This window comes from Pseudomonas tolaasii NCPPB 2192 (genome assembly GCF_002813445.1).
GTDB lineage: Bacteria > Pseudomonadota > Gammaproteobacteria > Pseudomonadales > Pseudomonadaceae > Aquipseudomonas > Aquipseudomonas tolaasii.
In genome coordinates this window covers 4,360,097-4,371,662 of record NZ_PHHD01000001.1, presented here as the reverse complement: position 1 = coordinate 4,371,662, position 11,566 = coordinate 4,360,097, and the positions used below count along the sequence as shown (strand labels likewise).

Here is an 11,566-nt window from a genome sequence, read left to right as displayed (position 1 = left end):
TTACAGGCAAGGAACGCCGTGTCCAAAAATGAAAAGCTGCTGGCCAAATTGCTCAATGCGCAAATGGCATTCACCTGGCCCGAGCTGGTAACGCTTCTGCTCCGACTGGGTTACACACAAATTGAGGGGGCAGGAAGCCGGGTCAAGTTCGACATCGGCGACCCCAGTGCAATGATCACACTGCACAAGCCCCACCCTGGCAACGAACTGAAACACTACATTCGGCGCCAGATCATCGAACAATTGAAATCAGGAGAACTGATTCAGTGAACAACCAACTGAAACACAACGGCTACATCGGCTCGATAGAAGCCAGCCTCGAAGACGATTGCCTGTTCGGCAAGGTGCTGTTTATCAAGGCGCTGGTCAGCTATGAGGGGAAAACCGTGGCCGAACTGGATGCGGCTTTTCGCGAAGCCGTAGACGACTACCTCGCCACGTGCATGAGCCTGGGGCAAGCACCGGAAAAACCCTGCAAGGGCTCGTTCAACGTACGGGTCGGCCATGACCTGCACCTGGCCGCGGCTCTGGAGGCGACCCGTAAAAAAGTGACGCTGAACGATTTGACCCGCCAGGCCTTGAGCGAATTTCTGCAACACCACAGTGTGGCTTCCAGCCCGGCGGCCGGCTGACTACCCAAGTCGTCGGGCGCCCAAAATGGCCGAGCCCAACACCACCGCCCCGGCCACCAGGGCCACCCGGAAACCGCTGGCGGCCCCAAAATGGTCGATCATCCAGCCGGAGCTGGCGGCGCCAATGGCCACACCAATGCTCAGGCCGGTGATCAGCCAGGTCATGCCTTCGGTCAAGCGGCTGGGCGGGACGATTTGCTCAACCAGGGCCATGGACACGATCAGGGTGGGGGCGAAAAACAGGCCAGAGATAAAGATCGCCACCGCCAGCCCCGGAATATTCGTCACCAGCAGCAACGGCAAGGTAGTCAAGGCCGTGGCCACACCACAGAACAGAAACTGCCGGGGCAGCGGCGCCTTGAGCTTGAGCATACCGAATGCCAGGCCCGCCAGGCAGGAGCCGATGGCATACACCGACAGCACAATGCTCGCCGCCGCCGGCTGGCCTTGATGCTGGGCAAACGCGACGCTGACCACATCCACCACACCGACGATCACACTCATGGCCAGCAGCAGAATCATCAGGATCAGCACCGACGGAGAAGCAATCAACCAGCGACCGTGATGGCCCTGATGTTCGTGCACGGGCGGCTCGGTTTCGCGTTGCAGTACAAAGGTGGTCACCCCCACCGCCAGCAGCATTGCCGCCACCAGCGGCCCGGCTTCCGGAAACAGCACCACGCTCAGGCCGACGGAAATCGGCGGGCCGACAATGAAGCACACCTCGTCGAGCACCGACTCCAGGGCGAAAGCGGTCTGCAGCTTTGGCTGGCCGCGATACAACTCGGACCAGCGCGCGCGCACCATCGCCGACATATTCGGCATGCAGCCGGCGAGCGCGGCGAACACAAACAGCAGCCAGCTCGGTGCCTGCAAGCGCGTGCACAACAACAGCATCAATAACGCGCCGCCGCCAACCCCTGCGGCAATCGGCAAGACGTTGCCCTGGCTGTAACGGTCGACCAGGCGAGAAACCTGCGGCGCACAAAACGCCGTGGCCAAGGCAAATACCGCCGCCACCGAACCAGCCAGGCCATACCCGCCATGCACCTGCGACAGCATGGTGATCAAGCCGATGCCCGTCATGGACACCGGCATGCGCGCCAGCATGCCCGCGAGTACAAAAGCACGAGCGCCAGGCACCTGGAACAACTCGGCGTAGGGGTTTGCCATTGTGCTCTACCTCTTCCTGAATGCCCTGAAGCTTGCTATCCGAGCGCATCAAGGCAAAATACATACGGTGCGTATGTTGCAATATCATGGCTAACATACGCAGCGTATGTCAATCACTCACTTACCCCTGCGAGCCCTACTCATGAGCCGAGCCCGTGCCGACATTATCGAAGACACCCGCGCCCGACTGATCGCCAGTGCGCGCGAGGCATTCGCCACGCAAGGGTACGCCAACACATCGATGGACGACTTCACGGCCCGCGCAGGCCTGACGCGTGGGGCGTTGTACCACCACTTCGGTGACAAGAAAGGGCTGTTGGCCGCCGTGGTGGCCCAGCTCGACAGCGAGATGGACGCGCAATTGCAGCGCATCACCGACCAGGCAACCGACCCGTGGGACGGCTTTTGCGAGCGCTGCCGAAGCTATCTGCGCCTGGCACAGAACCCCGAAACCCAACGGATCGTCCTGCAAGATGCGCCGGCGGTACTCGGCACAGCCGGGGCGGCCCAACAGCAGCAGTGTGTCGACTCACTGGGCGCGCTGCTGGAAAACCTGATGCACGCCGGCATCATTGAACTGGCAGCCAGCCAGGCACTGGCGCGTCTGATCAATGGCAGCCTGGTGAGCGCCGCCATGTGGATTGCCGCAGACGAGCACCCGCAACAGCGGCTTGAAGAAAGCCTGCACGGTCTGGAGCTGTTTCTGCACGGGCTCAGGCGATGACAGACGGCATCGCAACGGTTAGCGTACGGCCTTGAGCCCGCTCCTTCGACCTGTCACGGAACCCTCCCATGCAGCGCATCGGTTTCATTACCTTTCCCGGCTTCGGTGTCATGAGCTTTGCCGCGCTGTCGGTGTTCGAAAGCGCCAACACTGCTGTGGGAAGAGCCCATTACGATGTCAGGCTGCTATCGGAAAATGGCGGGGCGATCCGCAGTTCCCTGGGCGTGGTGGTCCACACCGAGGCCTTCGACCAAAGCGCATTCGACACGGTCATCATCGGCGGCGGCAACGACCGCGAGTTCACACCTGCCCTGCTGGCCTATCTGCGGCTGGCCGCGAGCCAAACCCGCCGTGTCGCGGCGACCTGCTCCGGCACGTTTTTTCTGGCACAGGCGGGGCTGCTCGATGGTTTGCGCGCCACCACCCACTGGTTTTTCGCGGCCGAATTCCGCGCCCGCTACCCCAACGTGCACTTGGACGAATCGCGTTTGTTCGTGGTCGATGGCTCCATCTGGACCAGCGCCGGCATGACCGCCGGTATCGATCAGGCCCTCGCAATGGTCGAAGCCGACCTGGGCGCGGAAGTCGCCCGCGCCGTGTCGAAGAACTTCCTGCTTCAAAGCCGCCGTGCCGCAGGCCAGCCGCAATGCTCGGTGTTGCTGGACATGGAACAAAAAACCGACCGAATCCAGGCTGCAATGAGCTACATGCGCAACAACTTGCATCGTGCACTGCCGCTGAGCGAGCTGGCCGACGTTGCGCACCTGAGCCTGCGACAGTTCAGCCGGGCGTTCCTGGCTCAAACCGGGCTGTCGCCTGCCAAAGCCGTGGAGAAACTGCGCGTCGAAGCGGCGATTGGGCTGATTCAAGACGGGCGCCATTCGCTCGACAATATTGCCCGCCAAACCGGCTTTGGCGACGACGAGCGCATGCGGCGTGCCTTCATCCGCCAATTCGGCGAGCCCCCACGCCTGATCCGGCGCACGGCGCGAAACCCGGCTGACGCAACGGCAATGTCCAGAAACGAGGGTTAAATGGCCGATCGGGCGTCCGGTGCTGACCTAAGCTGAACCTCTGCGCCCTTTCCGTCTTGAGGAATACCCATGAAACGCCGCGTAATGGCCCTCGCCGCCCTGCTCTCCTCGTTTGCCTTTACATCCGCCTTCGCAACCCCTCAGGAAGACGAAGCCCGGGCATTCTTTACCCGCTTCGTCGAGGCGCAGAATGCCCATGACCTCAACCAGATCCAGGCCATGCTCTGGGACTCGCCGAAAATGCTCTGGTTTGCCCGTGGCGAGGCGAACTGGGGCCCCGAGGCGGTGGTGAGCAAACTCAAGGAGTACTACAAGGGGGCGTGGCAGCTTCAACCCGACATGAGCCACTTCAGTGCGGTGGCGATCAACGACACGGTGGTGCAACTGATGGTACCGGTGGCCTTCACCCGCAGCCACGGCGCAGAAACACCGCGGGTCGATACCTTCCTGATCAGCCAGACGCTGGTGAAAGACCAAAACGGCTGGCATGTCGCGAGCATCATGCCGCTCGCCGACACGCATTTTAAATGATCACACCAACCGCTTGATCTGCTTGTGCCGCCACACCAGCCGGTAATACGCGGTCTGCAAGGCGAGCATCGCCAGGTAGGTCACCGGAAAGGCCATCCACACCCCTTCCAGGCCAAAATGCGCGTTGAGCACATAAGCCATCGGCAGCTCGACGCACAGCACGCAGAAGATCGAGATGGCCACCGGCATCAGCACCACGCCGCTGGCGCGCATGATGCCGCCGACCACCGCCTGGAACCCGAACACCAGAATGCTCCACAGCATGATGTGCAGCAGGTGTTCGGCATTGGCCCGCGCAGTGTCGTCGGTGATGAACAGGCCCAGCAGCCAGTGCGACAGCAGGTAACCCAGCACGATCAAGCCGCCGGTCAGGCAAGTGTTGATCAACAAGCCGGTGCGCAAAATTGGCCCGATACGCTCCAACCGCCCCGCACCAATCGCCTGGGCGCCCAGAATCGATGCCGTGATCGCAATCGACAGCGCCGGAAACTGCACGTAGTTGACGATTTGCGTCACCGCGCCATAGGCCGCCGTCGCCTGAGAGCCGTGGCTATTGACCAGGGCAAGAATCACCAATTCCGACAACGACAACACCACCATCTGTAGGCCGGTAGGCAAGCCGATACGCAGGACTTTGCCGAGAATGACGCGGTCCAGGCGCAAGGCCGCGAGCAGTTCACGGTCCGGCGCCATCACATGGCTTTTATGGCGTAAACGCAGCACCAAAAACAGCATCGCCGAAGCGTTGCCCACCAGACCCGCGTACACCGCGCTCTGGATGCCCATGGGCGGCAGGCCGATCCAGCCGCGAATCAACGCCGGGGTCAGCAGCAAGCCCACCAGGGTGGAAACCATCAGTGCCAGCAGCGGCGAAATCGTGTCGCTGACGCCGCGCAGCAACTGGGTATAGAGAATAAACACCAGCAGCAGCGGCATGATCAGCATCATCACCTGGGCATAACCCACCGCATCGTCCAGTACATCAATGGGCGTGCCCAATGCCTGCAAGGCCGGGCGCGCAAACAGGCTGCCGAGCACCGCCGCAATCAGGCCCACCAGCGCGCCGAGGGTCAGTGTCGCGCCGGTGATCACCTTGACCATCCCGGTTTCCCGCGCCCCCCACGCCTGCCCGATCAATACCGAGGCGCCCGCCCCCAGGCCGATCACCAGGGCGATAAAGAAAAACACGATGGGAAACATCCCCGACACCGCCGCCAGCGACTGGGTGCCGAGCATTTGCCCGACATAGATGCCGTTGAGGGTGCCGGAAAAGCTTTGCAGAAAATTGGACAGCACCATCGGTGCCAGAAAGATCAGGTAGATCTGCCACAACGGTCGTTTTGGGGTGACTTCCATGGTCATTCGGGTCCCGGAATTATTATTGGGCGGGGAACGCATCGCGCGACAGCCAGGCCAGGTAGGTCTGCACGTCAATCGGCCACTGGGCAATCCTGCAGGAAAAGTCCGCCGAGTCCCTGGCGAACAGCGCCCGCGTGGCGTCTTCAAAACCTGGCAGATCGCCGCCGATGGCACTCATGAAACGATAGCTGGCTTCCTGCGCCACACGCATCTGATCACGGGAAGCATGGGCCGTGCGAGCTTCATCCACCAAACGACGCAACGCTGCAGACGCCCCACCGCGTTGCTGGCCCAGCCATTCCCAATGCCGTGGCAGCAAGGTGACTTCGCGTGCGACCACCCCCAGTTTGGGCCGCCCCACCGAAGGCGCGACAGCCGGCTCCTCATCACCTTCGGGCAACGCAGGCTGCTCGGGCGCATAACCTGCGGGCCATGGGTAGTCGACCTGAGCGCCCGTAGCATCGTCGAACACCAGAAAACTGCCCGCCACCAGCTCAAGGCCGGCAAGCGCGCGGGCGACATCCGCATAGTTTCCCGCTGCCACACGCTGATGTCGGACAAAGGCCGTGCAAGAAGGTAAGGGTTGTTGAGACATGATATTTACCCGGATGTTATTTATTTTACCCGGATGATATTAACCAAAATACGGCGACTTGCAAGGGGTGGATGACCCATACGTCTGAGCCACCTGTTTTATTCCATCAATTCGCTCGATGGCAGCCCCCACAATTTCTGATTGGACGCCCGCTTGACACACCGTTAGATTCCGCGAAACAGATAGCTTTTGGCCATCACTCCTTCATCTTCTGAACATCGAGCGTTCCATGAAAAAACCTGTCTCGTTAGCGATGCGTATCGGACTGGGCTTTGCGTCCACGCTGTCGTTGCTGGTGCTGATCACCGCCGTCGGCATTCAGCGCGTGGGTTTTATCGACAGCACCCTCAAGGACGTCGGCGAGCAGGCCGCCGTAGCCCAGCGCTACGCCATCAATTTTCGGGGCAGCGTGCACAACCGTGCCATCGCGATTCGCGACGCGGTGCTGGTCAAGGATGAACCGGCGTTGAACGGGCACCTGGCTGAAATCGACCAACTCAAGCGCGATTATCAGGATTCGGCCGTGATGCTCGACCGCCTGTTCGGCACCGCCGCCAGCGCCGAGGAAACCCGCCTGCTGAGTGATATCAAGGCCATTGAAGTTCAGGCCCTCGCCTCGTCCGAACGCGTGATCAACCTGCGTCGCGGTAACGATATCGCCGCCGCCCAGGAGCTGCTGCTTGCGCAAACCTCGGGCTATTACACCGAATGGCTGAAACGGGTGAACGCGCTGATCGACTTCGAAGAAGCCCAGATCAAACACAGCCTGGGCACGGTGCAAGTCGCCGCCAGCCAGTTTGCGCTGCTGATGATCGCCGCCAGTACCGTAGCAATCATCCTGAGCGTGCTGGTGTCGTTGCTGATCATCCGCAAGGTCAAGGCCACCCTCGGCGCGGAGCCTGAAGAAGTGGCCGAGGCGATCCGCCGTCTGGCCGATGGCGAGCTGAACCAGCCGATTGAAACCCGCTACCCCGACAGCGTGATGGGCATTCTGAAAAGCGCGCTGACCCGCCTGGGCGACACCATCACCGAAGTGCGCGCGGCGGCTCAAGCGTTGCGCCAGTCCTCGGTCACGCTGTTATCGGTGGCCAGCGATAACCGCCAGCAAATCACCCTGCAAACCAGTGAAGCCCAGCATGTGGCGGCCGCTATCACACAAATGGCCGCGTCGGTCAGTGAAGTCTCGGGCTACGCCTCCGCCGCGTCCAAGGCGACCATTCTGGCGGATGCCGAAGTCGACAGCGGCCACCGCCTGGTGGGCGAGGTCAGCGTGGCCATTGAAGAGTTGGCGACGATCCTCGAACAGGCCACCACGCGGGTCAATCAGGTGTCCAGCGACAGTGAAAGCATCGAAACCGTGATCGAAGTGATCAACGCCATCGCCGCGCAAACCAACCTGCTGGCGTTGAACGCAGCGATTGAAGCGGCGCGGGCGGGAGAACATGGCCGCGGGTTTGCAGTGGTGGCCGATGAAGTGCGCTCATTGGCCACGCGCACCCAAGAGTCCACCCAGGAAATCCGCGACATGATCGGCAAGCTGCAAAGCGGCACCCAGGACGCCGCCGACATCATGCAACGCAGCCGCACCCTGGCTCAGGTGACGGTGACACAAACCCGCGACTCCCAGGTGGCGCTCGGCAAGATCAGCCAGGAAGTCGGCGCGATCAATGCCATGAACGCGCAAATCGCCAGCGCTTCGGTGCAACAAAGCGCGGCGGCGGAAGAGGTGGCGCAGAACGTCACGCGTATTCACAGCTCCACCGTGCAATCGGCGGCCGGCTCCGAAGTGGCGGAAAGCTCCAACCGCGAGTTGGCGGAGCTGGCGGACCGGCTGAGCACCAAGGTGGCGTTCTTTAACGTGGCTTAGAGTTTGTCGCGCTTCATTTGCATGGTCAGGGTGAAGCGGTCGGCGGGGTACACCGACTCCGCCACAGCGATCAACGCGCCGACTTCATCGCGATACTGCCGAATAATCGCCAGGCCCAGCGCACCGCCCTGGGCCTTCAGGCTGGCCGCCAACTCGGCAGACAACTGCACTGGCCGCACCTGCTGGTCGACCACTTCGATAGGCCGTGAAAACGCCTTGCCGATCAATGCGGCGATCAGTTCATCCGGGTGTTTGCGCGCTTCGGGGATCACTTCGGCGAAGGTCTGTTCGGCGTATACATCGGTCCAGCACAACGGCGCATTGCCGTCACCGGCATCCACCTTGATGCTCGACACGCAGAAATAATGCCCGCCCGGCTCCAGCCCCAGGCGACGCGCCAATGCGATATCGGCGACAAATTCGCGCACGTCCTGAATATCACGAATATGGGTTTCGGCCACCTGCACCAGGTCGGCCACCGAGGCCATTGCCTGGGAATAACCGCCCTTGGGCGATGACGCCTCCACCCGCGTGCCCACGCGCTTGCGCCGCGACACCATGCCCTGCCCCTGCAACTGGTCGATGGCCGCGCGCACGGTGTGGCGGCTCACCGCGTACAGCGAGCACAGCTCGAATTCAGTCGGCAACAACGACCCCACCGGGTAATGGCCACTGCCGATTTGTTCGATCAAATCCTTGGCCACCGCCGCATAACGCCTCTGGCTCACGCTTTCCATTCTTACCCTCGCTGTCGAGTTGACAGTGTATCAGCACAAGCGTAATCATAATGTACGGACATATTAAATATGTATGGTTTAAAAATAACAAATAGGACATTCCCATGTCGAGCACCGTTTTTGATTCCGCCCTGTTCCGCGACATGTTCGGCACCGCCGAAATGCGTGGCGTGTTCTCCGATAAAGCCCTGATCGAACGCTACATCGAAGTGGAAGTGGCCCTGGCCCGCGCCGAAGCCCGTTGCGGGGTAATCCCCAGCGAGGCTGCCGAGCAGATCGCTGCGCTGTCGCGGTACGACGCCCTGGACCTGGCGCTGATGCAGCACGAAACCGAGATCGTCGGTTACCCGATCCTGCCGCTGGTTGAGCAACTGTCGAAGATCTGCGTCGAAGCCGGCCGCTACGTGCATTGGGGCGCCACCACCCAGGACATCATGGACACCGCCGTAGTCCTGCAAGTGCGTGCCGCACTGGCGATTGTCGAGCGTGATATCCAGACGGTGCGCGGTCTGCTGGCCGGCCTCGCCGCGCGTTATCGCGACACTCCGATGGCGGGCCGTACCCACTTGCAACACGCGCTGCCGATCACCTTCGGCTACAAATGCGCGGTGTGGCTGAGCATGTTCGACCGCCACGCCGAGCGCCTGGTGGAGCTGCGCCCACGCGTCGAAATTGGCCAATTCGCCGGCGCCGCCGGCACCCTCGCCTCGCTGGGCGACAAAGGCCTGGAAGTCCAGCAAGCATTGATGGCGGAGCTGGGCCTGGGCGTACCGCAAGCCACCTGGCATGTGGCCCGAGACGGCTTGGCCGAAACCCTGAATTTCCTCGGGCTGGTGACCGGCTCCCTGGGCAAGATCGCGCTGGACGTCATGATGATGATGACCAGCGAGCTGGGTGAAGTGTACGAGCCTTTCGTCAAGGGCCGTGGCGCCAGCAGCACCATGCCGCAAAAGCGCAACCCGATTTCCTGCGAGCTGATGTACGCCGCCGCCAAGGGCGTGCGCCAACATGCCGGGTTGATGCTCGACGCGATGATTCAGGATTTCGAACGCTCCACCGGCCCGTGGCAGGCCGAGTGGATCGCCATCCCCGAAGCCTTTGCCCTGAGCGCCGCGTCCCTCGGTCAAGCCACCTTCATGCTTGCCGGTCTGGAAGTACGCCCCGAGCGCATGCGCAAAAACCTCGACATGACCCAGGGCCTGATCGTCGCCGAAGCCGTGATGATGGGCCTCGCTCCGGCGCTAGGCCGCCAGGTCGCCCACGACGTGGTGTATGCCGCGTGCCGCATGGCCAACGACCAGGGCACCAGCCTGCTCGACGCCCTGCTCGCCCAGGGCGAAGCCACCGCGCAACTGGACCTGGCCGAACTGCAACGCCTGACCGACCCGGCCAACTACCTGGGGCTGGCGCCGCAGATGGTGGACATCGCGCTGGCGCGTGAGGGTGCCGTGAAACGTTGAAACCTGTGGGAGCGGGCTTGCCCGCGATAGCGGTGTATCAGTCAGCGCATCTGTCACTGAACCACCGCCATCGCGGGCAAGCCCGCTCCCACAGGAGTTCTCCACCGTTTTCAGAACCATAACAACAATGAGATCACAGACATGTCATCCACCCCCGCAAAAAAACCGCTCTACAAGGACCTGACCTTCCAGGTCGTCGCTGCGATGTTTCTCGGCATTGCCTTCGGTTTTCTCGCTCCGGAACTGGCCGCCAGTTTCAAGATCCTCGGCGACATTTTCCTCAAGCTGATAAAGACCGCCGTCGCGCCGCTGGTGTTTTTCACCGTGGTGCACGGCATTGCCTCCGCAGGCGACATCAAGCGCGTCGGCAAGGTCGGCCTGCGGGCGCTGATTTACTTTGAGGTGGTGTCCACCATCGCCCTCGCTATCGGTTTGTTGTGGGGCAACCTGCTGCAGATCGGCTCCGGCATGCACGACGCCCACCCCAGCAGTGCCGCCGCCGCAGCGGCCAGCGCCGCCGTCGCCAAGGGCCATGCGCCCGCCTCTACCCTGGACTTTATCTACGGCATTTTCCCCGACAATTTCGTCGGCGCTTTTGCCGGTGGCCAGTTGCTGCAAGTGCTGGTGATTTCGGTGCTGTTCGGCTTTGCCCTGCTGGCGTTGAAGCCTGAGCGGCGTGAAGTGATCGAGGATGGCCTGAACCGCATCTCCGAGTGTTTCTTCGAGTTCATCAACCTGATCATGAAGTTCGCACCGCTGGGCGCCTTCGGTTCAGTGGCCTATGCGGTGGGCAGCAACGGCAGCGCCGTGCTGATGTCCCTGGCCAACCTGGTGTTGATGTTCTACGTTGGTATAGCCTTCTTTATCTTCGTGGTACTGGGTGCGGTGTGCCGGTTGAGCGGTTTCAGCCTGTGGCGTTTTCTCACCTATATCAAGGATGAAATCTTCATTGTGCTCGGCACCGCCTCGTCGGAAAGCGCGCTGCCACGCCTGCTGCAAAAACTGGAAAAATTCGGCTGTTCCAAACAGAGCGTCGGCCTGGTGCTGCCCACCGGTTACGCCTTCAACCTCGACGGCACCTCGATCTACATGTCGCTGTGTGTGCTGTTTATCGCCAATGCCTATGGCGTGCCGCTGAGCTGGGAGCAACAGCTGGGCATCATCGCGATCATGCTGGTCACCTCCAAGGGTGCGGCCGCCGTGTCGGGCGGCAGTTTCGTGGTGTTTGCCGCCACCGTCACCGCCATCGGCGTATTGCCGGCCGAAGGGCTGGCGTTGCTGTTCGGGGTTTACCGCTTCATGTCCATGGCGATTGCCACTTGCAACACCATCGGCAACAGCGTGGCCACCGTGGTGGTGTCCAAGTGGTCCGGCGAGTTCTCCCAACAGACTGCCCAGGATGAATATCAACGTGTGCTCGGCCGTGCGGCCGGCGCTGCGCTTTAACGGAGCCC

The 11,566-nt window shown here is 61.7% G+C and carries 12 protein-coding genes; 8 read left to right on the top strand and 4 right to left on the bottom strand.

Features of this window, described 5'->3' with window-relative positions:
- The first annotated feature begins 18 nt into the window (after positions 1 to 18).
- Together ATI14_RS20465 and ATI14_RS20460 are read left to right on the top strand one after the other, a co-directional pair.
- Positions 19 to 270 (top strand): type II toxin-antitoxin system HicA family toxin, encoded by a 252-nt coding sequence (locus tag ATI14_RS20465; RefSeq protein ID WP_017255853.1) that lies wholly within the window; start codon positions 19 to 21, stop codon positions 268 to 270.
- Complete coding sequence (locus ATI14_RS20460) at positions 267 to 632, top strand: type II toxin-antitoxin system HicB family antitoxin (RefSeq protein WP_016974512.1); 366 nt, start codon at positions 267 to 269, stop codon at positions 630 to 632. The genes ATI14_RS20465 and ATI14_RS20460 overlap by 4 nt, the downstream gene beginning before the upstream one ends.
- Here ATI14_RS20460 and ATI14_RS20455 read toward each other — a convergent pair whose 3' ends face one another.
- A complete protein-coding gene (locus tag ATI14_RS20455) occupies positions 633 to 1,805 on the bottom strand; it encodes an MFS transporter (protein ID WP_080520298.1) in 1,173 nt (390 codons plus the stop codon).
- Positions 1,806 to 1,947: 142 nt separating this feature from the next.
- Between ATI14_RS20455 and ATI14_RS20450 the strand changes: the two genes are divergently transcribed.
- The 3 genes from ATI14_RS20450 (at position 1,948) to ATI14_RS20440 (ending at position 4,094) form a co-directional block, all read left to right on the top strand.
- A complete protein-coding gene (locus ATI14_RS20450; protein ID WP_016974514.1) occupies positions 1,948 to 2,529 on the top strand; it encodes a TetR/AcrR family transcriptional regulator in 582 nt (193 codons plus the stop codon).
- Between the two features lie 68 nt (positions 2,530 to 2,597).
- On the top strand, positions 2,598 to 3,563 hold the full coding sequence (locus ATI14_RS20445; protein WP_080520297.1) for a GlxA family transcriptional regulator: 966 nt from the start codon (positions 2,598 to 2,600) through the stop codon (positions 3,561 to 3,563).
- A gap of 69 nt (positions 3,564 to 3,632) precedes the next feature.
- Positions 3,633 to 4,094 carry a DUF3225 domain-containing protein gene (locus ATI14_RS20440; protein ID WP_016974515.1) on the top strand — a complete coding sequence of 154 codons (462 nt, stop codon included), beginning with the start codon at positions 3,633 to 3,635 and terminating at the stop codon, positions 4,092 to 4,094.
- On the opposite strand, the gene ATI14_RS20435 is transcribed toward ATI14_RS20440, so the two are convergent.
- Together ATI14_RS20435 and ATI14_RS20430 are read right to left on the bottom strand one after the other, a co-directional pair.
- Positions 4,095 to 5,450 carry an MATE family efflux transporter gene (locus tag ATI14_RS20435; protein WP_080520783.1) on the bottom strand — a complete coding sequence of 452 codons (1,356 nt, stop codon included), beginning with the start codon at positions 5,448 to 5,450 and terminating at the stop codon, positions 4,095 to 4,097.
- A gap of 22 nt (positions 5,451 to 5,472) precedes the next feature.
- Positions 5,473 to 6,048 carry a DUF2239 family protein gene (locus tag ATI14_RS20430; RefSeq protein WP_031320475.1) on the bottom strand — a complete coding sequence of 192 codons (576 nt, stop codon included), beginning with the start codon at positions 6,046 to 6,048 and terminating at the stop codon, positions 5,473 to 5,475.
- Between the two features lie 229 nt (positions 6,049 to 6,277).
- Between ATI14_RS20430 and ATI14_RS20425 the strand changes: the two genes are divergently transcribed.
- Entirely contained in the window at positions 6,278 to 7,915 is a 1,638-nt protein-coding gene (locus tag ATI14_RS20425) for a methyl-accepting chemotaxis protein (RefSeq protein WP_031320477.1), read from the top strand.
- Here the strand turns inward: ATI14_RS20425 and ATI14_RS20420 are convergent.
- Positions 7,912 to 8,652 (bottom strand): GntR family transcriptional regulator, encoded by a 741-nt coding sequence (locus tag ATI14_RS20420; RefSeq protein WP_016974518.1) that lies wholly within the window; start codon positions 8,650 to 8,652, stop codon positions 7,912 to 7,914. The two genes, ATI14_RS20425 and ATI14_RS20420, sit on opposite strands and share 4 nt — an antisense overlap.
- A gap of 104 nt (positions 8,653 to 8,756) precedes the next feature.
- Here ATI14_RS20420 and ATI14_RS20415 point away from each other — a divergent pair, with 104 nt between their 5' ends.
- Positions 8,757 to 10,112, top strand: a complete 1,356-nt coding sequence (locus ATI14_RS20415; RefSeq protein WP_080520296.1) for a class-II fumarase/aspartase family protein — start codon at positions 8,757 to 8,759, stop codon at positions 10,110 to 10,112.
- Between the two features lie 141 nt (positions 10,113 to 10,253).
- Positions 10,254 to 11,558 carry a cation:dicarboxylate symporter family transporter gene (locus ATI14_RS20410; protein ID WP_016974520.1) on the top strand — a complete coding sequence of 435 codons (1,305 nt, stop codon included), beginning with the start codon at positions 10,254 to 10,256 and terminating at the stop codon, positions 11,556 to 11,558.
- Positions 11,559 to 11,566: the final 8 nt, after the last annotated feature.

Bases quoted from the DNA above. Each gene is read 5' to 3' on its own strand.
- ATI14_RS20455 (WP_080520298.1), bottom strand. From the start codon at position 1,805: ATGGCAAACCCCTACGCCGAGTTGTTCCAGGTGCCTGGCGCTCGTGCT.
- ATI14_RS20450 (WP_016974514.1), top strand. From the start codon at position 1,948: ATGAGCCGAGCCCGTGCCGACATTATCGAAGACACCCGCGCCCGACTG.
- ATI14_RS20445 (WP_080520297.1), top strand. From the start codon at position 2,598: ATGCAGCGCATCGGTTTCATTACCTTTCCCGGCTTCGGTGTCATGAGC.
- ATI14_RS20440 (WP_016974515.1), top strand. From the start codon at position 3,633: ATGAAACGCCGCGTAATGGCCCTCGCCGCCCTGCTCTCCTCGTTTGCC.
- ATI14_RS20435 (WP_080520783.1), bottom strand. From the start codon at position 5,450: ATGGAAGTCACCCCAAAACGACCGTTGTGGCAGATCTACCTGATCTTT.
- ATI14_RS20430 (WP_031320475.1), bottom strand. From the start codon at position 6,048: ATGTCTCAACAACCCTTACCTTCTTGCACGGCCTTTGTCCGACATCAG.
- ATI14_RS20425 (WP_031320477.1), top strand. From the start codon at position 6,278: ATGAAAAAACCTGTCTCGTTAGCGATGCGTATCGGACTGGGCTTTGCG.
- ATI14_RS20420 (WP_016974518.1), bottom strand. From the start codon at position 8,652: ATGGAAAGCGTGAGCCAGAGGCGTTATGCGGCGGTGGCCAAGGATTTG.
- ATI14_RS20415 (WP_080520296.1), top strand. From the start codon at position 8,757: ATGTCGAGCACCGTTTTTGATTCCGCCCTGTTCCGCGACATGTTCGGC.
- ATI14_RS20410 (WP_016974520.1), top strand. From the start codon at position 10,254: ATGTCATCCACCCCCGCAAAAAAACCGCTCTACAAGGACCTGACCTTC.